Annotated in this window: 21 protein-coding genes; 8 read left to right on the top strand and 13 right to left on the bottom strand. The window is 72.5% G+C overall.

What is annotated here, in order from left to right; all coding sequences use genetic code 11:
• Nucleotides 1–14: 14 nt before the first annotated feature.
• Nucleotides 15–1817 carry a succinate dehydrogenase flavoprotein subunit gene (sdhA, locus tag AC4F3Q_RS02370; protein ID WP_491038573.1) on the top strand — a complete coding sequence of 601 codons (1803 nt, stop codon included), beginning with the start codon at nt 15–17 and terminating at the stop codon, nt 1815–1817.
• Entirely contained in the window at nt 1817–2584 is a 768-nt protein-coding gene (locus AC4F3Q_RS02365) for a succinate dehydrogenase iron-sulfur subunit (protein ID WP_491038572.1), read from the top strand. Before sdhA ends, AC4F3Q_RS02365 begins: the two co-directional genes overlap by 1 nt.
• Nucleotides 2585–2689: 105 nt before the next feature.
• On the opposite strand, the gene AC4F3Q_RS02360 is transcribed toward AC4F3Q_RS02365, so the two are convergent.
• The 5 genes from AC4F3Q_RS02360 to sigE form a co-directional block, all read right to left on the bottom strand.
• Nucleotides 2690–3229 carry a 2'-5' RNA ligase family protein gene (locus tag AC4F3Q_RS02360; protein ID WP_491038571.1) on the bottom strand — a complete coding sequence of 180 codons (540 nt, stop codon included), beginning with the start codon at nt 3227–3229 and terminating at the stop codon, nt 2690–2692.
• 125 nt (nt 3230–3354) lie between these two features.
• On the bottom strand, nt 3355–3765 hold the full coding sequence (locus AC4F3Q_RS02355) for a twin-arginine translocase TatA/TatE family subunit (protein WP_491038570.1): 411 nt from the start codon (nt 3763–3765) through the stop codon (nt 3355–3357).
• Nucleotides 3765–5213 (bottom strand): S1C family serine protease, encoded by a 1449-nt coding sequence (locus tag AC4F3Q_RS02350; RefSeq protein WP_491038569.1) that lies wholly within the window; start codon nt 5211–5213, stop codon nt 3765–3767. The genes AC4F3Q_RS02355 and AC4F3Q_RS02350 overlap by 1 nt, the downstream gene beginning before the upstream one ends.
• Entirely contained in the window at nt 5210–6220 is a 1011-nt protein-coding gene (locus tag AC4F3Q_RS02345; RefSeq protein ID WP_491038568.1) for a zf-HC2 domain-containing protein, read from the bottom strand. The genes AC4F3Q_RS02350 and AC4F3Q_RS02345 overlap by 4 nt, the downstream gene beginning before the upstream one ends.
• Complete coding sequence (gene sigE / locus AC4F3Q_RS02340; RefSeq protein WP_491038567.1) at nt 6217–6837, bottom strand: RNA polymerase sigma factor SigE; 621 nt, start codon at nt 6835–6837, stop codon at nt 6217–6219. Before sigE ends, AC4F3Q_RS02345 begins: the two co-directional genes overlap by 4 nt.
• Nucleotides 6838–6987: 150 nt before the next feature.
• Here sigE and AC4F3Q_RS02335 point away from each other — a divergent pair, with 150 nt between their 5' ends.
• On the top strand, nt 6988–7620 hold the full coding sequence (locus AC4F3Q_RS02335) for an O-methyltransferase (RefSeq protein ID WP_491038835.1): 633 nt from the start codon (nt 6988–6990) through the stop codon (nt 7618–7620).
• Nucleotides 7621–7647: 27 nt separating this feature from the next.
• Here AC4F3Q_RS02335 and AC4F3Q_RS02330 read toward each other — a convergent pair whose 3' ends face one another.
• The 5 genes from AC4F3Q_RS02330 to dapE form a co-directional block, all read right to left on the bottom strand.
• On the bottom strand, nt 7648–9270 hold the full coding sequence (locus tag AC4F3Q_RS02330; protein WP_491038566.1) for a leucyl aminopeptidase family protein: 1623 nt from the start codon (nt 9268–9270) through the stop codon (nt 7648–7650).
• A gap of 5 nt (nt 9271–9275) precedes the next feature.
• Entirely contained in the window at nt 9276–9443 is a 168-nt protein-coding gene (locus tag AC4F3Q_RS02325) for a DUF3117 domain-containing protein (RefSeq protein ID WP_098457354.1), read from the bottom strand.
• Nucleotides 9444–9647: 204 nt separating this feature from the next.
• A complete protein-coding gene (gene folP, locus AC4F3Q_RS02320) occupies nt 9648–10619 on the bottom strand; it encodes a dihydropteroate synthase (RefSeq protein ID WP_491038565.1) in 972 nt (323 codons plus the stop codon).
• Entirely contained in the window at nt 10616–11461 is an 846-nt protein-coding gene (locus tag AC4F3Q_RS02315) for an LOG family protein (protein ID WP_491038564.1), read from the bottom strand. The genes folP and AC4F3Q_RS02315 overlap by 4 nt, the downstream gene beginning before the upstream one ends.
• 10 nt (nt 11462–11471) lie before the next feature.
• Nucleotides 11472–12659: a succinyl-diaminopimelate desuccinylase gene (gene dapE / locus AC4F3Q_RS02310; RefSeq protein ID WP_491038563.1), complete on the bottom strand. Its 1188-nt coding sequence runs from the start codon at nt 12657–12659 to the stop codon at nt 11472–11474.
• A gap of 81 nt (nt 12660–12740) precedes the next feature.
• Between dapE and dapD the strand changes: the two genes are divergently transcribed.
• On the top strand, nt 12741–13691 hold the full coding sequence (dapD, locus tag AC4F3Q_RS02305) for a 2,3,4,5-tetrahydropyridine-2,6-dicarboxylate N-succinyltransferase (RefSeq protein ID WP_491038562.1): 951 nt from the start codon (nt 12741–12743) through the stop codon (nt 13689–13691).
• 1 nt (nt 13692) lies between these two features.
• Nucleotides 13693–14673 carry a hypothetical protein gene (locus AC4F3Q_RS02300; RefSeq protein ID WP_491038561.1) on the top strand — a complete coding sequence of 327 codons (981 nt, stop codon included), beginning with the start codon at nt 13693–13695 and terminating at the stop codon, nt 14671–14673.
• 33 nt (nt 14674–14706) lie between these two features.
• Here the strand turns inward: AC4F3Q_RS02300 and AC4F3Q_RS02295 are convergent, their stop codons facing one another.
• The 3 genes from AC4F3Q_RS02295 to fdxA form a co-directional block, all read right to left on the bottom strand.
• Entirely contained in the window at nt 14707–16005 is a 1299-nt protein-coding gene (locus tag AC4F3Q_RS02295) for a citrate synthase (RefSeq protein ID WP_168446093.1), read from the bottom strand.
• 238 nt (nt 16006–16243) lie between these two features.
• Nucleotides 16244–17377 (bottom strand): succinyldiaminopimelate transaminase, encoded by a 1134-nt coding sequence (dapC, locus tag AC4F3Q_RS02290; RefSeq protein WP_491038560.1) that lies wholly within the window; start codon nt 17375–17377, stop codon nt 16244–16246.
• Nucleotides 17378–17380: 3 nt separating this feature from the next.
• Nucleotides 17381–17701 carry a ferredoxin gene (fdxA, locus tag AC4F3Q_RS02285; RefSeq protein ID WP_168446095.1) on the bottom strand — a complete coding sequence of 107 codons (321 nt, stop codon included), beginning with the start codon at nt 17699–17701 and terminating at the stop codon, nt 17381–17383.
• Between the two features lie 404 nt (nt 17702–18105).
• On the opposite strand from fdxA, the gene AC4F3Q_RS02280 reads away from it, so the two are divergent.
• Genes AC4F3Q_RS02280 through cysD form a run of 3 tightly spaced genes read left to right on the top strand, consistent with a single transcriptional unit; the run spans nt 18106 to nt 21589 of the window.
• Nucleotides 18106–19821 carry a nitrite/sulfite reductase gene (locus AC4F3Q_RS02280; protein WP_491038559.1) on the top strand — a complete coding sequence of 572 codons (1716 nt, stop codon included), beginning with the start codon at nt 18106–18108 and terminating at the stop codon, nt 19819–19821.
• On the top strand, nt 19818–20639 hold the full coding sequence (locus tag AC4F3Q_RS02275; protein WP_491038558.1) for a phosphoadenylyl-sulfate reductase: 822 nt from the start codon (nt 19818–19820) through the stop codon (nt 20637–20639). The genes AC4F3Q_RS02280 and AC4F3Q_RS02275 overlap by 4 nt, the downstream gene beginning before the upstream one ends.
• Complete coding sequence (cysD, locus tag AC4F3Q_RS02270; RefSeq protein ID WP_491038557.1) at nt 20636–21589, top strand: sulfate adenylyltransferase subunit CysD; 954 nt, start codon at nt 20636–20638, stop codon at nt 21587–21589. The genes AC4F3Q_RS02275 and cysD overlap by 4 nt, the downstream gene beginning before the upstream one ends.
• Nucleotides 21590–21608: the final 19 nt, after the last annotated feature.

Genomic DNA, 21608 nt, shown 5'->3' with positions numbered 1-21608 from the left:
AGGCATCGAGACCGATGCAGACCCACAGCTATGACGTCGTGATCGTCGGTGCCGGCGGCGCAGGCATGCGCGCGGCTCTCGAGTCCTCGGGCCGCGCCCGGACCGCCGTCATCTCGAAGCTCTACCCCACCCGCTCGCACACCGGCGCCGCCCAGGGCGGCATGTGCGCGGCCCTCGCGAACGTCGAGGAGGACAACTGGGAGTGGCACACGTTCGACACGGTCAAGGGCGGTGACTACCTCGTCGACCAGGACGCCGCCGAGGTCATGGCGAAGGAGGCCATCGACGCGGTCCTCGACCTCGAGCGCATGGGCCTCCCGTTCAACCGCACGCCCGAGGGCAAGATCGACCAGCGCCGCTTCGGCGGGCACACGCGCAACCACGGCGAGGCCGCCGTCCGCCGCTCGTGCTACGCCGCAGACCGCACCGGGCACATGATCCTGCAGACGCTCTACCAGAACTGCGTCAAGCAGAACGTTGAGTTCTTCAACGAGTTCTACGTCCTCGACCTCATCCTCGACCACGACCTCTCCCACGAGGACGTCCCCGAGGGTGAGGCCGTCTCGGTGGCCGGCGTCGTCGCTTACGACCTCGCCTCCGGCGAGATCCACGTGTTCCGCGCCAAGTCCGTCGTCCTCGCGACCGGTGGCGCCGGCAAGATCTTCAAGACGACGTCGAACGCCCACACCCTCACCGGTGACGGCATGGCGCTCGCGCTGCGCCGGGGCCTGCCGCTCGAGGACATGGAGTTCTTCCAGTTCCACCCGACCGGCCTCGCCGGCCTGGGCATCCTGCTCTCGGAAGCGGCACGCGGCGAGGGCGGCATCCTCCGCAACGGCGAGGGCGAGCGCTTCATGGAGCGGTACGCCCCGACCATCAAGGACCTCGCACCGCGGGACATCGTCGCGAGGTCGATGGCCAACGAGGTGCGCGAGGGACGCGGCGCCGGACCGAACAAGGACTACGTCCTGCTCGACCTGACGCACCTCGAGCCCGCGCACATCGACGCGAAGCTGCCGGACATCACTGAGTTCGCCCGCACCTACCTCGGCATCGAGCCCTACACCGAGCCCGTGCCCGTGTACCCGACCGCGCACTACGCGATGGGCGGTGTGCCGACGAACATCACCTCCGAGGTGCTGCGCAACAACACCGACGTCGTGCGAGGGCTGTACGCCGCGGGCGAGGTCGCGTGCGTGTCCGTGCACGGCTCGAACCGGCTCGGCACGAACTCGCTGCTCGACATCAACGTCTTCGGCAAGCGCGCGGGCGTCGCCGCCGCCGAGTACGCCGTGAACGCACCCTGGGTCGAGATGCCGGAGAACGCGGCAGCCCGCACCGTCGCCGAGCTCGAGGCCATGCGCCGTCGGCCCGACGGCGAGCGCGTCGCCGACCTGCGACGCGAGCTGCAGGAGGCGATGGACAAGGGCGCGCAGGTCTTCCGCACGCACGAGTCCCTCACCGAGACGCTCGACGTCATCAAGGACCTCCAGGAGCGCTTCTCCCACGTGTCGGTCCAGGACAAGGGCCGGCTCTTCAACACGGACCTCCTCGAGGCGGTCGAGCTCGGGTTCCTCATCGACCTCGCCGAGGTCGTGGTGCTGGGCGCCCTCGACCGCAAGGAGTCCCGTGGCGGTCACTTCCGCGAGGACTTCCCCGACCGCGACGACGCAGCTTACATGGCGCACACGATGGCGTACCGCCGCGTGAGCACCGCCGAGGCCGCGGACGCGGCCGGAATCCCCCCGCACGAGACCCGGCTCGACACGAAGCCGGTCGTCGTGACCCGCTACCAGCCGATGGAGCGTAAGTACTGATGACTGCCACCCTGGACGAGACCGCTCCTGCAGCGGCCGCTGGCGAGATCCCCAGCTTCGAGGTCACCATCCGGGTCCTGCGGTACTCCCCCGAGTCGGAGCACGGCACCTCGTCGTACTGGGACGAGCACACGCTCACGATGTACGGGACCGACCGGGTGCTCGACGCGCTCCACAAGATCAAGTGGGAGCAGGACGGCTCGCTGACGTTCCGCCGCTCGTGCGCGCACGGCATCTGCGGCTCGGACGCGATGCGCATCAACGGCCGCAACCGGCTCGCGTGCAAGACGCTCCTGAAGGACCTCAACATCAGCAAGCCGATCACGGTCGAGCCCATCAAGGGGCTGCCCGTGATCAAGGACCTCGTCGTTGACATGGAGCCGTTCTTCGCCTCCTACCGCGAGATCATGCCGTTCCTCATCACGACGGGGAACGAGCCGAGCGGCGAGCGGATCCAGTCGGCCGCTCAGCGCGAGGTCTACGACGACACGACCAAGTGCATCCTGTGCGCGGCGTGCACGTCGTCCTGCCCGGTCTTCTGGACGGACGGGCAGTACTTCGGCCCCGCGGCGATCGTCAACGCGCACCGCTTCATCTTCGACTCGCGCGACGAAGGAGCGGCGCAGCGGCTCGAGATCCTCAACGACAAGGAGGGCGTCTGGCGGTGCCGGACGACCTTCAACTGCACCGAGGCGTGCCCTCGCGGCATCGAGGTGACCAAGGCGATCCAGGAGGTCAAGCGCGCGATGATCACGCGCGCCTTCTGACGTAGCCCGTCGCGCCGCGGTCTCGGCCGCGGCGCGACGCCCGCCGCACCGCGCGCGACGCGGTCAGCCCCAGCAGCGGGAGACGCACAACCTCGACGGAGAGGTTCAGCCCCCGAGGGGGAACGTCTCGACCGTCCGCCACACGCCGTCGTCGCCGTGCTCGAAGAGGTCCACCGCAGCGACCTCGAACGTCGCCTCGAAGCCCGCAGACTCCTCGAACGCGCGGTCGAGCGCGTCAGCGTCGACGTCGTGCGCGATCGTCACGTGCGGGTGGTAGTTGAACCGCAGGTCCTGCTCCAGGATCCCCGCCCTCACGACGCGCTCGAGCTGCTCGCACTCCGCGATGCCCTGCGCCACCTGGATGAAGACGACCTCGGACACGGGCCGGAACGTGCCCGTCCCGCGCAGGATCATCGTGAACGCCTCGGCCGCTGACGTGACCGTCACGAGATGCTCGGACACGGACCCCATCGCGGACTGGTCGACGACCGTGGGCCCCAGCAGGGTCACGTGCGGAGGGATGAGGTCGGCGAACCCGTCGCCGCTGCGACGCCGCGCCTCAGACAGGATCTCGGAGTAGGGAGCCGGGACGGGGATGGCGACCCCGATCCTCGTCTGGCCCTCGCCCCGCTCAGGGAGCCTCATGCCGGTACCAGCTCCGCACCGCTCCCGGCGACACCAGGCCTGCCACTTCGAAAGCGCTCACACATCGCACCATTGTGGCAGTTGCGCGCACGCGTGGGAAATCTCGTGGCGTGCGCCACGAGCCGTCAGGTGGCTTCGTCGTCGAACGGGGTGACGTCAGGGCGCGGGCCGCTGACGACTCCCGCCGCGGGCGGCCTCAGCCCGCGCGGAGCCCCCGCGGCGGCGGCAGCGGTGGCTGCAGCGGCGCCAGCACGGCCGGGCAGCGGGACAGGCTCGGGATCGAGCAGCGCATCGCGCACGATGCGCCGCGGGTCGTACTGGCGCGGGTCGAGGCTCGACCAGTCGACCTCGCCCAGGCCCTCCCCGACCTCCTCGTCGACGCGCTCCTTCGCCTTGCGTGCGTAGTCGCGCGCACCACGCACGAAGCGCGCAAGCTGCTCGGCGTACTGGGGCAGGCGGTCCGGACCGACGACGAGCGCGAGGACCAGCAGGATGACGACGAGCTCGCCGCCGTTGACGTTGAAGAGGCCGTTCATCAGCTGCTGGTCACCTCGTCGAGGACCATGCGCACCGTGCGCTCGCCGTCCTCGCCCTCACGCAGCGTCAAGGTGACCACGTCCCCCGGCGCGTGTGCGCGGATCGCGACGATCAGATCGTCCGGGCGGGTCACCGGGCGGCCGTCGATCGCGACGATCACGTCGCCCGGCAGGATCCCCGCCTTCGCGGCAGGGCCGTCCGGGGTCACGGGGTCCTGGTCCCCCTGCGCCTGCTCCATGACCCGCACGCCCTGGCCCGTGTACGTCCGGTCGAGCAGGACGCCGATGATCGGGTACGTCGCGCTCCCGGTCTCGATGAGCTGCGTGACGGTCCGCAGCGCCTGGTTCGACGGGATCGCGAACCCCAGCCCGATGCTCCCGGCAGCGCGCGCGACGCCGGGCGGCTGAGCGATGGCCGAGTTGATGCCGACGACCTCGCCGGACGAGCTGACGAGGGGACCTCCCGAGTTGCCCGGGTTGATCGACGCGTCGGTCTGCACCGCGTTGATGAACGCGGCGTCGTTCGCACCGCCCGCGACCACGGGCCGGTTGAGCGCCGAGACGATACCGGTCGTGACCGTGCCCGCGAGGCCGAGCGGCGCGCCGAAGGCGGTCACCGGGTCCCCGACGACGAGCGCGTCCGAGTCGCCCAGCACGAGCGGGACGAGCCCGTCGGCGTCGACCTTGACCACGGCGAGGTCATAGCTGGCCGTGCTCCCGACGACCTCACCGTCGAGCTGGGTGCCGTCCGCGAGCACGACGACGACGCGCCCCGCCTTGCCCGCCGTGACCGCGAGCTCGACCACGTGATAGTTCGTCACCACGAAGCCGTCCTCGCTGAAGACGAACCCCGACCCCGTGGACTCTGCGTCGGTGCCCTTCACCTCGAGCGAGACGACCGAGGGGGTCACCCGGGCTGCGACGTCGGCGACGGAGCCCGCCGGGCGGTCGGCAGGCTCCGCGGCGGGCGACGCGACGACGACGTTGACGACCGGACGCGACGCAGGGAGCTGTTGCCCGACGTACGCGCCCGTGCCGCCGGCGACGATCCCGAAGACAGCGAGGGAGATCCCGGCGGCGAGCGTGCGTCCGCGACGCTGAGCGCGACGCGTCGTCGTCAGCGGCGCACCGGGCCAGGACGAGCCGCCCATACCGTCCGCACCTCCCGGCATCCCCTGCGCGGCGTCGCGCACCGGGGCCTGCCCCGTCGGCGACGGTCCAGGAGCTGACGGCGCCGGTGCGAAGGCTCCGTGCACGGGCGGGCCGTACGGCGACGCGGGGACGCCCTGACGCTGCGGGCCGTAGGCCGACGCCCCTGCCGCGGGAGGGCCCGCGTACGGCGACGCCGGGACAGCGCGCCCCTCGCCGTCGCCCGCGGCCTGCACGGGGCGACGCGGCGCCTCGCCGCCCGGCGTCGCGAACAGGCCGCCGCCCTGGACGTCGCTCATCGACCGCTCACCACCGTCGTGATGCTCTGCCAGCCACGCATGATCCGACGCCCCACGGCGACGGGTGCCGGGGCCTCGGCCCCAGGGGCGGCGACGATGCTCTCGGCGAGCGGGTTGGACTCGGCGCAGTACGCCTCGAGGACGAGGTCGCCCGACTGCCAGGTGACGTGCCACGGAGACTGCGACAGCACGTACAGCGTGCGGCCCTCCGCCTCGAGGACGGTCGCACCCGAGAGCGCGTCGATGTCGAGGCGACCGACCTGCTCGCGCAGCACGAGCGCCCCCTCGGTCGTCGCGACCTCGAGCTCGAGCCTGCCCTCGCCGTCGACGCGGTGCGCGACGACCTGGGCGCCTTCGACGAGCCTCGGCACGTGCCAGCCCTCGTCACGCAGCGCGGCGAGGGTCGGGTCCGACTCGGCAGGGTCGGTCGTCGACGCGACGCCCACGCTCCCACCGAGCCCGGCGGTCGCCACGCGGCTCGAGCCGACGGTGCGCGCGAGAGTCGTGAGCGCCTCCGCTCGGTGCGCAGACGGCACGACCCGCGGAGGGGCGCCGAGAGCCGCGAGACCGCCCGCTCCGAGCCCCAGGCCGACAGCACCGACGACGACAGCCGCGACGACGCTCCGACGAGCGCGCAGGTCTCCCGTGAGCGCCGGGAACGTCGGCGACTCGCCCGGCCGCAGCGTGCGGAGCTCGGCGGGCCTCTGGCCGCGGCCCGCCGCAGCGCGTGCACCGGGCCGCACCCGCCCCGCGGGCTGCTCCGCCTGGTCCGCCTCGTCCTGGCACGCGAGCGCAAGGAGACGCTGCGTCAGCGCCGCGCTCGGCTCGGCCTCCGTCGCCGCGAGCAGCAGGCTCCGGGCCTCCTGCTCCGCCGCGAGAGCCTCCGCGCACGCGGCGCACTGCAGGAGATGAACCTGGAGACGCGCATCCTGCGCCCGCGACAGCTCCCCGTCGAGGTGCGCGCTGATCCACTCCCCGTAGTGCCCCGGACCCGTGACCGTGCTCATGACGCCGTCCACAGCGTCGCCGCGGACCCCAGGTCCGTTTCCCCCTGCCCCGCCGGGACGCCCCCGGGCGCGGGGCGACGGTGCGCGAGCGACGCGCGCAGCTGCGACCGCGCGCGGTGGATCCGGGAACGCACCGTGCCAAGCTTCACGCCGAGCGTCACCGCGATCTCCTCATAGCTGAGACCCTCGATGTCGCACAGCACGACGGCGGCCCGGTAGTCGGGCGGCAGCGCGTCGAGCGCGCGGCGTACGTCGAGGTCGAGGTTCCCGTGCTCGAAGCCCCGCTCCGGCTGCGCCTCGACCGAGCCCGCCAGCTGACCGTCGTCGTCGCCCATCGCATCCATGCGGATGCGCTTCTTGCGGCGGGCCGAGTCGAGGAAGAGGTTGGTCGTGATGCGGTGCAGCCAGCCCTCGAAGTTGCCCGGCTCGTAGCGGTCGAGAGAGCGGAACACGCGGACGAACACGTCCTGGGTGAGGTCCTCGGCGTCGTGCCGATCACCCGTGAGCCGATAGGCGAGACGGAACACGCGCGGCGAGTGCTCGCGGACGATCTCCTCCCACGACGGCCCCGGCGCCGTGCCCTGCACGGTCGACCCTGAGTTCCCGTTCTCGCTCACCGTGACATTCTCGCAGAACGGGGCCTTCGTGCCGACCGTGTGCGCCGCAGGCGAACAGTCGCGGCGGTACGATGCGGCAGGGACGGCCGCCGTCCCCGCCGCGTCGTCAGACCGGTCGCCCGCACGCGAACGACAGCCCCGGAGGCCATCATCTCCAGCGACAAGACCCTCAGCTGGGACTACTGCGAGGACTTCCGTCCCGAGGACGAGGTCCTGCTGCGCGCGCGCGAGCGCGCCGCGCAGTACGGCTGCGCGGCCGTCGCCCCGGGAGCAGGCGCCGTGCTGCAGCTCCTCGCCGCGTCGGTGCAGGCGCGCACGGCCGTCGAGGTCGGCACGGGCACCGGCGTCGCGTCCCTGTGGATCCTGCGCGGCATGGCACCCGACGGCGTCCTGACCACGATCGACATCGAGGCGGAGCACCAGCGCGCCGCCAAGGCCGCGTTCGCGGAGGACGGCATCAAGCCGACGCGCGTCCGTGCGATCACGGGCCGAGCGCTCGACGTCCTGCCGCGCCTCGCGGACGCCGCGTACGACCTCGTGCTCGTCGGCGCCGACAAGGCGAGCTACCCCGAGTACGTCGAGCAGGGCCTGCGGCTGCTGCGCCCGGGTGGTGTCCTCGTCGTCGACGACGCCCTCGCGCGCGACCGGGTCGCGGACCCGGCCCGACGGGACGAGCTCACGACGACCGTCCGCGAGGTGGGTCGCCGGCTGCGGGAGGACGAGCGCGTCGTCCCTGCCCTCATCCCCTCGGGCAGCGGGCTGCTCCTCGCCGTCCGGCGCTGACGCGACGCCAGGACGTCGCTCCTCAGGTCAGAGCTGGTCGAGAGCGTCGAGCAGGAGCCTCACGCCGAAGCCTGTCGCACCCGCCGGGATCTCGTGCTTGTCCTTCTCGGCGATCGACGGCCCCGCGATGTCGAGGTGCGCCCACGGCTGCTCCCCCGCGAAGTGCTGGAGGAACAGAGCGGCGACGATCGAGCCGCCGCCGACGGACTCGACGGGCACGTTGCGCAGGTCGGCGACCGCCGACGACGTCACGGCGGACTCGTAGTCCGCGACGAGGGGCATGCGCCAGACGCGCTCCCCCGTGCGTCCAGCGGCGGCCTCGAGCGTCGCGGCGAGGGCGTCGTCGGACGCGTACAGCGCCGCGTGGTGCGGGCCGAGGCCCATGACCGCCGCGCCCGTGAGGGTCGCGACGTCGACGACCACGTCCGGGGCGAGGCTCGTGCCGGCGTACGCGAGCGCGTCCGCAAGGACGAGCCGTCCCTCGGCGTCCGTGTTGCCGACCTCGACGGTCGTGCCGTCGTAGAGCCGCAGGACGTCGGCGGGGCGGTACGAGGCTCCGTCGACGTGGTTCTCGGCGAGCGGCAGGACCGCGGTGACGCGGTGCGGACTGCGGCTGCGAGCCGCGCCGAGCACGGTCGCGAGCACGACGGCGGCGCCCGCCATGTCGGTCTTCATCGTCACCATCGAGGTGCGCGGCTTCACGTCGATGCCGCCCGTGTCGTAGGTGATGCCCTTGCCCACGAGCACGACGTGCCGGGCGTCCGCGACGACCGTCCCTGCGTCGTCGACCGGGCGGTAGCTCACGGTCACGAGGCGCGGCTCGCTCGCAGAACCCGAGCCGACGGCGAGGATGCCGCCGAAGCCGTCGCGGCGCAGCGCGGCGACGTCACGGACCTCGATCTCGAGGCCTTCCTCGGCACCGAGGCGTGCGGCGACGTCGGCGATCCACGCGGGGTTCGCGGTGTTCGCCGGGGCGTTGGTGAGGTCCCGCGCGAGCCACGTGCCGCGGGCCGCCAGGACTGCGGCCTCGACCGCGGCCTCGTCGTGGTTGCCGAGCAGCACGAGCTGCTCGGCGGGCGCGGGTGATGGTTCACCGGTCGCCTGGGTGGGCGACCGGTACGCGCCGAGGAGGTACCCCTCGACGAACGCACGCTGGTGTGCGGGCGTGTCCGTGCCCGTCGCGGTGGTCAGGACGCGGCCGCGACCGCGGGTGCGGCGCGCGAGCGCTGCGCCAGCCTTGCGCATGTCGCCGACGGTGCCCCGCCCGAGCCCGAGAAGGACGACACGCTCGGGCAGCCCGGCCCACGGGAGCTCGGTTCCCGCCCGCTGCGGGCGGGGAAGGTCGATGACGTGGGCCTGGCCGGCCCGTCCGTCGAAGTCGGCGCGCTCTGCGAGCTCGGCCAGGTCGATCCCGTACCTGACGGCCGCGTCGATCGTGCCGTGACGCGGCTCGAGGCCGTCCTCCTCCTCGGGCCCGGGGGCCACAGGGAGGACGACGACCTCGACCTCGTCAGCGTTCAGGAAGGTGCAGTCGGCGAGACGACCCGAGGCCACGACGACCTCAGGGAGCGCGCGCTCGGTGCGCCACGCGCTCGCCGCGTCCTGGTGCGACGACCTGAGCGAGGCCGTCGCCGTGCCGGTGCGAGCCAACTGAGTCAGCCCACGACGCCGTTCAGCGCAGCGCCCAGGTCGGACGCCTCCTGCGCGGTGAGCTCGACCACGAGCCGACCACCACCCTCGAGCGGGACGCGCATGATGATGCCGCGCCCTTCCTTCGTCACCTCGAGCGGTCCGTCCCCGGTCCTCGGCTTCATCGCAGCCATCGGTGGCATCCTCTCCTCAGTCGTGCCGTCACGTCGATCGTGGACCGCCAGGCAGCCGTACGCCGCGCTGCCCAGCAGCGAGGCGCGATCGGCCCCGTACGCAACGGGTGTCGACGGACATTCTAGGTCATCGCAGGCCCCTGGGGCGCAGCCGTCCCACCTGGGACGACCTCGCCGCACGTGCCGCGACCTGCGCTCAGACCGTCACAGGCCGCGGACCGGCGCGCGCGGCGGCAGCTCCCCGCGCACAGCAGCGACCATGTCGAGCACCCGGCGCGTCGCGCGCACGTCGTGCGTACGGAAGACCCGCGCGCCCTGCCATGCGGCGAGGGCCGTCGCGGCCAGCGTGCCCTCGAGCCGCTCGTCGACCGGGAGGTCGAGGGTCTCACCGACGAAGTCCTTGCGGGACAGCGCCATGAGGACCGGGTACCCGAGCGCGACGAGCGCCGCGGTGCGCCGGACGAGCTGGAGCGAGTCGACCGTGCGCTTGCCGAAGTCGTGCGTCGGGTCGACGAGGACCGAGCGTTCCGGGACCCCGCACGCGATCGCCCGGCGAGCGCCCGCGCTCAGCGTCGCCACGACGTCGGCGACGACCGCGTCGAGCGGGTCCGCGTCCGCGGGAGCGTCAGGCGGGAGGCTGAAGCGCACGTCGACGGGATCCGTGCGGGGCGCTGCCCCGCCCGTGTGCGAGCAGACGACGCCGAGCCCCTGCTCCCCCGCGACCTCGACGAGGTGCGGGTCCGCGCCGGCCCACGTGTCGTTGATGAGGTCGGCGCCTGCGGCGGCGACCTCCCGGGCGACCTCGGCGCGCCACGTGTCGACCGAGACGATCAGGTCGGGGTGCTCGGCGCGCACGCGTGCGACGAACGGCGCGACCCTCGCGATCTCCTCGGCGGTGCCGACCTCGGGGCCTACGCCGGCCCGGACGCCTCCGACGTCGACGATCTCGGCCCCGTCGGCGACGGCGCGGGCGACGGCATCCATCGCGGCCTCGTCGTCCGCGTAGCGCGCGGGCGCGTAGAACGAGTCCGTCGTGCGGTTGACGATCGCCATGACCGCGCCGCCCGCAGCCCCGACGGCTCGTCCGCGCAGCACGAGGTCCGGCGCACGCGGCGGGACGGGGGCGAACGACGACGTGAGCGCCTCCCACGTCGTCGCCACGGCGGGTTCGTTCACGCGGGAGCGGTCCCGCGCTCGGCGGCGGAGGCCGCCTGCGCGGCCGCCACGTCAGCGGCGTAGGCCTCGGCGGCCCGCCGCTCCTCGTCGCGCAGCTGTGCGTCGCGGTCGACGACCGTCCGCACCGCCTCCTCGGCCGTGTCGACGACCTTGAGCAGGTCGATGTCCGCCTCGCGGATCATCCCGCGCTCGAGGACCGGGCCGCGCAGCCACTCGATCATCGGCCCCCAGTAGGACGAGTCGACGAGGACGATCGAGAAGCCCGTCACCTTGTGCGTCTGGACGAGCGTGAGCGCCTCGAACAGCTCGTCGAGGGTGCCAAAACCGCCCGGGAGCACGACGAAGCCTGACGCGTACTTGACGAACATCGTCTTGCGGGCGAAGAAGTACCGGAAGTTCACACCGAGGTCGACGAACGGGTTCATGCCCTGCTCGAACGGCAGCTCGATGCCGAGGCCGACGGACACGCCGCCCGCCTCCTTGGCGCCCTTGTTGCCGGCCTCCATGATGCCCGGGCCGCCGCCGGTGATGACGGCGTAGCCTGCCTCGACGAGCCCGCGCGCGACGTCGACCGCGAGCTCGTAGTCCGGGTGACCCGGCTGCGTGCGTGCGGACCCGAAGATGCTCATCGCAGGGCCGAGCTCGGCGAGCGCGCCGAAACCTTCGACGAACTCGCTCTGGATGCGCATGACGCGCCACGGGTCGCCGTGCACCCAGTCGGCGCCGCCGCCCTTCGCGAGCAGCCGCTGGTCGGTCGTCTGGGCGGGGATCTGGTCGCCGCGCAGCAGGACAGGCCCCTTGCGGTAGCCCTTGCCCGGTTCGAAAACTCCGTCGTCGCTCATGGTCCTCACCCTAGGACGCGGAGGTGTCCTGCGTGAGCCAGGAGAGGAGCGCGTCGTAGCACGTACGGATCTGGGTGACCGGGCACCGTTCGTCGTCCTTGTGGGCGAGCAGCGGGTCGCCGGGGCCGAAGTTGACCGCGGGGACGCCCAGCTCGGCGAAGCGGGCGACGTCGGTCCAGCCGAGCTTCGCGGTCGGGACGCCGCCGGCGCGCCCGAGGACGGACTCGACGAACTGGGCTGCGAGCGGGTGCGTGAGCCCCGGCCGCGCTCCCCCGGCGGCGTCGGTCACCGTCACCTCGTACCCGTCGAAGACCTCGCGGACGTGCGCCTCGGCCTGCGCGAGCGTCAGGTCTGGCGCGAACCGGTAGTTGACCGTGACGATGCACTCGTCCGGGACGACGTTCCCGGCGATGCCGCCCCGGATGCCGACAGCGTTGAGGCCCTCGCGGTACTCGAGCCCGTCGACGTCGACCGTGCGGGGCTCGTACCCGGCCAGGCGCGCGAGGACCGGCGCGGTGTCGTGGATCGCGTTGCGCCCCATCCAGGCGCGCGCAGAGTGTGCGGTCACACCGGGGACGCGCACGTCGACGCGCAGCGTGCCGTTGCAGCCGCCCTCGATCCCGGCGGCCGTCGGCTCGCCGAGGATCGCGAAGTCTCCCGCGAGCCACCCGGGGTGCTCCCGGACGAGCCGCCCGAGCCCGTTGAGGTTCGCGGCGACCTCCTCGTGGTCGTAGAACACCCACGTGACGTCGGCGGCCGCGGGCAGGTCCCCGCCGACGCGCGCGGCGAGCGCGAGCGCGACCGCGACACCGCCCTTCATGTCGACCGTTCCGCGACCCCACAGGACCTCGTCGTCGCCCTCGCCTGTCCGCCACGTCGGCACGTTCGCGACGCCGGGCCGGCCCGGGCGGTCGGCGACCGGCACCGTGTCGAGGTGCCCTGCGACGACGACACGGCGCGGCAGGCCGAGGTTCGTCCGAGCGACGACGGCGTCGCCGTCGCGCAGCACCTCGAGGTGGTCGAGGGCGCGCAGCGCGGCCTCGACGGCATCGGCGAGCCGGGTCTCGTCGCCGCTCACGGACGCGACGTCGCACACCGCGGCCGTCAGGTCGACGACGTCGGCGCGCAGGTCGAGAGGTGCGGGGACGGCGTAGGGGTCGGGTGCGGCGGTGCCGAGAGGTGTGGTGTCGTGGGTCACGTCCCGACACTAGACGAGCGCGGCGTTCGTCGTACGAGACGTCTCGCCCACGGGCGGGGCCCGCACCATAGGCTCTCCTGCATGACTTCGCGCGCAGCCTGGGGCCTCGGACTTGCCTCGATCCACTCTGACGGAACCGTCCTCGACACGTGGTACCCGCAGCCCCGCCTCGGGTCGGCCCCTGCCGAGGAGGACCCGCTCGCAGCAGAGCTGCGTGCGCTCGAGGCGACGGACGACGCGCGCGGCGTGCGTCGCGTGCTCGTGACGACCGAGATCGACCTCGACGCCGCGCCTGCCGACGCGAGCGACGTCTACCTGCGCCTGCACCTGCTGTCGCACCGCCTCGTCCGTCCCCACGGCCTCGACCTGACCGGGATCTTCGGCCACCTCGCGAACGTCGTGTGGACCAACCACGGCCCGTGCTCGACCGTCGACTTCGAGACGACCCGCCTGCGCCTGTCCGCGCGCGGTCCGGTCGTCGTCTACGGCGTCGACAAGTTCCCCCGCATGGTCGACTACGTCCTGCCGACCGGCGTGCGCATCGCCGACGCCGACCGTGTGCGGCTCGGCGCGCACCTCGCCGACGGCACGACCGTCATGCACGAGGGCTTCGTCAACTTCAACGCGGGCACGCTCGGCCACTCGATGGTCGAGGGGCGCATCTCGGCGGGCGTCACGGTCGGTGACGGCTCGGACATCGGCGGCGGCGCGTCGATCATGGGCACGCTGTCCGGCGGCGGCACGCAGGTCGTGACGATCGGCGAGCGCTCGCTCCTCGGCGCGAACGCGGGCATCGGCATCCCGCTCGGCGACGACTGCGTCGTCGAGGCCGGGCTGTACGTCACGGCGGGCACGAAGGTCACGCTCGTCGGCCGCACGGACGACGACGGCGCTCCCGTCACGGTCAAGGCGCGCGAGCTCGCAGGCCGCGACAACCTGCTGTTGCGGCGCAACTCGGTCACGGGTGCGGTCGAGGCGGTCGACCGGGTCGGCACGGGCATCGTCCTGAACGCGGCCCTGCACGCCAACTGACGTGACCGGTCGCGCAGGGGGCGCCACGTCGGTACGTCCCCGACCTGCGGCGGGCCGGCCCGCCGCGCGCGGGACGGTGCGGCGGCCGACCGCGCGCCGTCGGGTCGCGCGAGCGCTCGTCGTCGTCGGCATCGTCGTGGGCCTGCTCGCGGGCGCGATCGGCGCCGTGATGATCATGCTCGACAAGATGCGGCCCGTCCCTGAGGCCGCGCACCGCTGCTACGCGGAGCTCGACGGCACCCCGTGGTCGCTCGATCCCGAGCAGGCGCAGAACGCCGCGCTCTTCGCCGCGATGGCGGCTGAGCGCGGCCTTCCCGCACGGGCGGTGACGATCGCGATCGCGACCGCCCTCCAGGAGTCGCGGATGATCAACATCGACTACGGGGACCGGGACTCCGTCGGGCTGTTCCAGCAGCGGCCGTCCCAGGGCTGGGGCTCTGTCGAGGAGATCATGGACCCGGTGTACTCGACAGGGAAGTTCTATGACGGGCTGGTCAAGGTCGACGGGTACACCGACCTCGAGGTCACGGTCGCGGCGCAGGCTGTCCAGCGCTCGGGCTTCCCCGACGCGTACGCGCAGCACGAGACGCGCGCCCGGGCCTGGGCGTCCGCGCTCACCGGCCAGAGCCCCGAGACGCTCACGTGCGAGCTGCGCGATGCGCTGCCCGGTGGGGACGTCGCGCGGCTCGCCGCGCGCGCGGACCGCGACCTGCCGTCCGCGGAGGTCTCGACGGACGCCGCCCGACGGACCGTGTCCCTCGCTCCCGGCGGTCTCGCCACGGGCGACGGCAGCGCAGCGAGCCGCGTCCGGACGGCGCTCGCGAGCTGGGCGGTCGCCGTCGCCGACGAGCAGCAGGTCGAGTCCGTCAGCCTCGACGGTCGGACGTGGCAGCGCGAGTCAGGAGCCTGGACGGACACGGACGCCGTCAAGTCCGCGTTGCGCGGTCCCGACGGCGTCGTGGTGGTCACCGTCGCGCGGTGACCTGTGTCAGCGTGGCCCCGGTCGAGCGTGTCGTCAGCGGTCGGCGGCCGGCACGTAGTCCCGGGACGTCGCGCCGGTGTACACCTGGCGCGGACGACCGATCTTGGTCTGCGGGTCCTTCATCATCTCGCGCCACTGCGCGATCCAGCCGGGCATGCGGCCGAGCGCGAACAGCGGCGTGAACATGCTCGGCGAGAAGCCCATCGCCTTGTAGATCAGGCCCGTGTAGAAGTCGACGTTCGGGTAGAGCTTGCGCTCGATGAAGTACTCGTCGTTGAGGGCGATCTCCTCGAGGCGCAGCGCCATGTCGAGCATCTCGTCCTCGACGCCGAGCGCCTCGAGCACGGCGTGCGCCTTGTTCTTCACGATCGCGGCGCGCGGGTCGTAGTTCTTGTAGACGCGGTGGCCGAAGCCCATGAGCCGGACGCCCTGCTCCTTGTTCTTCACGCGCGTCATGAACGTGTCGACGTCGTCGCCCGAGGCCTGGATCTCGGTGAGCATCCGCAGCACGGCCTCGTTGGCGCCGCCGTGCAGCGGGCCGGAGAGCGCGTTGATGCCAGCACCGACCGACGCGTAGAGGTTCGCGTGGCTCGAGCCGACCATGCGCACCGTCGACGTCGAGCAGTTCTGCTCGTGGTCGGCGTGCAGGATGAGCAGCTTGTCGAGCGCGTCGACGACGACCGGGTCCGTGTCGTACTGCATGTACGGCACGGCGAAGGTCATACGCAGGAAGTCGTCGACGTAGCCCCGCGAGTAGTCCGGGTAGAGCAGCGGCTCGCCGACGGCGCGGCGGTGCAGGTAGGACGTGATCGTGCGGGTCTTCGCGAGGAGGAGCACGGTCGCGAGCTCGACCGTGTCGTCGTCGAACGGGTCGAGCGACTCCGGGTAGAACGTCGACAGCGCGTTGATCGCGGACGCCATGACGGCCATGGGGTGCGCGTTGCGGGGGAACGTCCCCATGAAGGTGCGGAAGTCCTCGTGGACGAGGGTGTGCCGGTTGACGCGGGTGATGAATGCGTCGAGCTCGGTCGGGCTCGGCAGCTCTCCGTTGATGAGCAGGTAGGCGACCTCGAGGAACGTCGACTGCTCGGCGAGCTGCTCGATCGGGTACCCGCGGTAGCGCAGGATACCCTCGTCGCCGTCGATGTAGGTGATCTGGGACTCGCACGACGCGGTGTTCATGAAGCCTGGGTCGACCGTGACCTTGCCGGTGGTGCGCAGGAGCGAGGAGACGACGATCCCGTCGTTGCCCTCCGTGGCGCGCACGACGGGCAGCTCCTGGGAGACGCCGCCGACCTCGAGGGTCACGGCGTCCGATGCGGTGTCAGTCATGGCTTCCTTCCTCGGTGCTGCGTGGCATGTGCCTGCGAGCATCCCTGCTGTGCCTGTGGCCATCGCGGCAGCTCCCTGTGCAGCACCGGGTGCGGCGGGCTACGTCGGCCGTCCTCTCCCGAGGCTAGCCGCGCCTCACCCCGGACCGCCATCTGCACAGGGTCACGGGGACCTATGATTTCCGTGATCCCCGTCACAAAAGAGGACCGAAGGCCCAGGGATGCCTCGCGCGGGAGTGCTAGGCGCCCGCAGACCCCCGGAGGCGATCGGCCGCCGCGCGAACCCTCTCGTCGCTCGCCGTGAGGCTTATCCGCACGTGACGGGCCCCGTCCTCGCCGTAGAACGCGCCTGGCGCGACGAGCACGCCACGCTCCGAGAACCAGTCGACGAGCCCCCGGCAGTCGCCTGCCCTGTCCGGGCGACGCGTCCACAGGTACAGCCCAGCCTCAGAAAGGTCAATGACGAACCCGGCGTCGGTCAAGGCAGGGACAAGGATCTCCCGTCGCCGGCGATAGGCCTCGCGCTGCTCGGCGACGTGCGCGTCGTCCGCGAGCGCCGCCGTCATCGCCGCCTGGACGGGCGCCGGGACGATGAGACCGATCTGCTTGCGCAGAGCGAGCAGGTCGCGCACGACCGCCGGGTCGCCAGCGACGAACGCAGCACGGTAGCCCGCCATGTTCGACTGCTTCGACAGGGAGTAGGTCACGAGCAGGCCCGTGACGTCGCCGTCGCACACGCGCGGGTCGAGCAGGCTCGGCACGCCGTCACGCACGAAGGGCTCGGCCCAGGGCAGCTCCGCGTAGCACTCGTCGCTCACGACGAGGGCACCCGTGCGCCGCGCCGCAGCCACGACAGCACGCAACTCGTCGACGGTCGCGACAGCGCCGTGCGGGTTCCCCGGGGAGTTGACCCACACGAGCTTCACGTCCGGGCGGTCGGCCCAGTCGGCGACGTCGTCCGTCGCGAGCATCTCCGCCCCCGCGAGCCGCGCACCGATCGCGTACGTCGGGTACGCGACGCGCGGCAGCACGACCGTGTCACCTGCGCCGAGACCGAGCATCGCGGGCAAGAGCCCGACGAGCTCCTTCGAGCCGACGGTCGGCAGGACACCGGCCGGGTCGACGGTTGCGGAACGGCGCCGCGCGAACCAGTCGGCGACCGCCTGGCGCAGGGCGGGGGTGCCGTACGTCTGGGGGTAGCCGTGCGCGTCAGACGCGTCCGCGAGGGCACGGCGCACGACGTCGGGGGTTGCGTCGACAGGCGTGCCGATCGACAGGTCCACGACGCCGTCGGGGTGGGAGCGCGCTCGCTCGCCGTACGGTGCGAGCAGGTCCCACGGGAAGTCGACGCCCGCGAGGCTACCGAGCCCCACGCGTCACTCGCCCTGGGGCGGGAGCGCAGCGACGAGCGGGTGGTCCTTGTCGATCAGACCGAGCTTGGCCGCGCCGCCCGGCGAGCCGAGGTCGTCGAAGAAGTGGACGTTCGCGTCGTAGTAGTCCGACCACTCGGCGGGGACGTCGTCCTCGTAGTAGATCGCCTCGACGGGGCAGACGGGCTCGCACGCGCCGCAGTCGACGCACTCGTCCGGGTGGATGTACAGCGACCGGTTGCCCTCGTAGATGCAGTCGACGGGGCACTCCTCGACGCACGCCTTGTCCTTGACGTCCACGCAAGGCTGGGCGATCACATAGGTCACGGTCGGTCCTTCCAGATGAGCGAGGGGTCTGGTGCCACTCTACGACGGTCACCTGCCCCGTCGTGCCGCGTCGCACGTGCGTCTCACAGGGCGATTCCTGAGGGCGGGCGTACCCCGCGAGCGCCCCAGAGTCGACCTTGTCCCGCGATACGGACCACGTTGACGAGGGGTGAGACGGCTCCTACGTTCGGCCCCATGGCCCGCCTCGACACGACGCTCCCCCGCCCCACGGCGACCCCGCGTCTCGTCATGCCCGGCCGCCCGCGCACGTGTCGCTGTTGTTGACCCGCGCCTGACGAGGCCGCCCCACCGGCGGCACGAGCCCAGGTGCGCGACCGGCCTGGAGACTCCTCCCCGCACCGGAACGCGCACGCCCACGCCATCACCGAGACGCGAGGAACTTGATGGTCAGCCCGGCCCCCGCCAGAACCGCAGCACCGACCGGCACCGCACGGCCACCGCGCAGCGCCCGCCCCCACGGCCAGTGGAAGATCGACGGCACCACGCCGCTCAACGCGAACGAGGTCCTCAAGCAGGCCGACGACGGCCTCAACGTGCGCACGCGCATCGAGGAGATCTACGCCAAGGAAGGCTTCGCGTCGATCCCGAGCGAGGACCTCCACGGCCGCTTCCGCTGGTGGGGCCTCTACACCCAGCGCAAGCCCGGGATCGACGGCGGACGCACCGCCCAGCTCGAGCCGCACGAGCTCGAGGACGAGTACTTCATGCTGCGCGTCCGCGTCGACGGCGGCGCCCTGACGACCGAGCAGCTCCGCGTCATCGGCGAGATCTCCGTCGCCTTCGGTCGCGACACCGCGGACATCACCGACCGCCACAACATCCAGCTGCACTGGGTCCGCGTCGAGGACGTCCCCGAGATCTGGCGACGCCTCGAGGCCGTCGGCCTCCAGACGACCGAGGCGTGCGGCGACGTCCCGCGCGTCGTCCTCGGCAGCCCCGTCGCGGGAGTCGCCGCCGACGAGATCATCGACCCCACGTGGGCGATCACCGAGGTCGTGCGCCGCTACGTCGGCGACCCGACGTTCTCCAACCTGCCCCGCAAGTACAAGACGGCGATCACCGGCCACCCGAGCCTCGACGTCCTGCACGAGATCAACGACCTCGGCCTCGTCGGGGTCGTGCACCCCGAGCTCGGACCGGGGTTCGACCTGTGGGTCGGCGGCGGCCTCAGCGCGCAGCCACGCCTCGCCGAGCGCCTCGGCGCGTTCGTCCGCGAGGACCAGGTCCCCGACGTGTGGGTCGGCGTCACGTCGATCTTCCGCGACTACGGCTTCCGCCGGCTGCGGAACAAGGCCCGCCTGAAGTTCCTGCTCGCCGACTGGGGGCCCGCCCGCTTCCGCGAGGTCCTCGAGACCGAGTACCTCGGGTACGCGCTCGCCGACGGCCCCCCGCCCGCCCCCGCGCCCCGCTCCGGAGACCACGTCGGGGTGCACGAGCAGAAGGACGGCCGGTTCTACGTCGGTGCCGCCCCCTACGTCGGCCGCGTCTCCGGCTCCACGCTCGTCTCGGTCGCCGACCTCGCCGAGGCCCACGGCTCGCACCGCGTCCGCCTCACCCCGCACCAGAAGCTCCTCGTGCTCGACGTCCCGAAGGACGAGGTCCCCGCGGTCGTCTCGGGCCTGCGCGAGCTCGGCCTCGAGGCCGAGCCGAGCCCGTTCCGCCGCAGCACGATCGCCTGCACCGGCATCGAGTACTGCAAGCTCGCGATCGTCGAGACGAAGGCGCTCGCGCGCGACGTCGTCACGCAGCTCGAGCAGGGTCTCGACCGCGGCGGCCGCACCCCGATCGCGCTCAACATCAACGGCTGCCCCAACGCGTGCGCCCGCACCCAGGTCGCTGACATCGGCCTCAAGGGACAGCTCGTCACGACCGACGACGGCGTCCAGGTGCCGGGCTTCCAGGTGCACCTCGGCGGCGGTCTGAGCGCGCACGAGCGCGACGAGGCGGGCCTCGGCCGGACCGTGCGCGGGCTCAAGGTCGCAGCCGACGACGTCGCGGCGTACGTCGAGCGCGTCGTGCGCCGCTACGACGATCAGCACGTCGGCGACGAGACGTTCTCTGAGTGGGCGCTGCGCGTCGACGACGAGGACCTCGCGTGACCGCCCCGACGAGCCCGCTCGCCGCGGGCCGCGAGCGCGCGCTCGCCCACCGGGCCGCACGCGAGCAGCACGCAGCCGAACGTCTCGCCCGCGCCGAGGCCGGGCGCGCGCGCCGTCCGGACGACGAGCTGCGACAGGTCGTCACCGACGGTCTCGCCCTCCTGACGACGCCGTCGGGCGCCGAGGCCGGGGCCGACGAGGTCGCCGCCTGGGCCAGCGAGCAGTTCGGCGACCTGCTCGCCGTCGCGTGCTCGATGGCCGACACGGTGCTCCCCCACCTCGTCGCGACGTACGCACCGTGGGTCGACGTGCTGTTCCTCGAGACCGGCTACCACTTCCCCGAGACCTCCGGCACGCGCGACGCCGCCGAGCTGCGGATGCCGGTCACGATCGTCGACGTCCTCCCGGAGCAGACCGTCGCGGAGCAGGACGCGACGCACGGCCCCCGGCTGTACGAGCGCGACCCGGCCCTGTGCTGCCAGCTGCGCAAGGTCGACCCGCTCAGCCGCGTCCTCGGCGGGTACGAGGCCTGGGTCACCGGCGTGCGCCGCGACGAGGCGCCCACCCGCGCCGGCACTCCGCTCGTCGCGTGGGACTCCAAGAACGGCCTCGTGAAGATCAACCCGCTCGCCGCCTGGAGCTTCGACGACCTGCTCGCCTACGCCACGCGCCACGGCGTGCTCCTCAACCCGCTCCTCGACGACGGGTACCCCTCGATCGGCTGCGCGCCGTGCACCCGCCGGGTGGCCCCCGGCGCCGACCCTCGCTCCGGCCGCTGGGCCGGCCTCGACAAGACAGAATGCGGGCTCCACACATGACGTCGACCGCCTCGACCATCACGCCGACCGCGGCTACCGCCGCGCCCCGGCGCCTCAGCCACCTCGACCTCCTCGAGTCCGAGGCGATCCACATCATCCGCGAGGTCGTCGCCGAGTTCGAGCGCCCCGGGCTGCTCTTCTCCGGCGGCAAGGACTCCGTCGTCATGCTGCACCTCGCGACGAAGGCCTTCTGGCCTGCGCCCGTCCCGTTCCCGGTGGTGCACGTCGACACCGGGCACAACTTCCCCGAGGTGCTCGCCTACCGCGACGGCGAGGTCGAGCGGCTCGGCCTGCGGCTCGTCGTCGCCGCCGTGCAGGACTACCTCGACGACGGCCGCCTCCGCGAGCGCGCCGACGGCACCCGCAACCCGCTGCAGACGCAGCCGCTGCTCGACGCGATCACCGACAACCGGTTCGACGTCGTGTTCGGCGGCGGGCGCCGCGACGAGGAGAAGGCGCGCGCCAAGGAGCGCGTGCTGTCCCTGCGCGACGAGTTCGGCCAGTGGGACCCGCGCAACCAGCGCCCCGAGCTGTGGAACCTCTACAACGGTCGCCACCGCCCGGGCGAGCACGTTCGCGCCTTCCCGCTGTCCAACTGGACCGAGCTCGACGTGTGGCGCTACATCGAGCGCGAGGGCATCGCGCTGCCCGGCCTCTACTACGCCCACGAGCGCGAGGTGTTCGACCGCGACGGGATGCTGCTCGCCGTCGGCCCCTACTCGCAGCCGCGGACCGACGCCGAGGCGGCGTCCGTCCGCACCCTGACCGTGCGCTACCGCACCGTCGGTGACATGTCCTGCACGGGCGCCGTCGAGTCCGGCGCCACGACCGTCGCCGACGTCATCACCGAGGTCGCCGCGACCCGCATCACCGAGCGCGGCGCGACCCGTGCCGACGACCGGATCTCCGAGGCAGCCATGGAGGACCGCAAGAAGGAGGGCTACTTCTGATGGCCGCCTCCCCCACGAC

It is taken from the genome of Flavimobilis sp. BM9 (assembly GCF_058313055.1).
The sequence above is the reverse complement of the archived record's forward strand: the minus strand, read 5'-3'. Positions and strand labels throughout refer to the sequence as shown.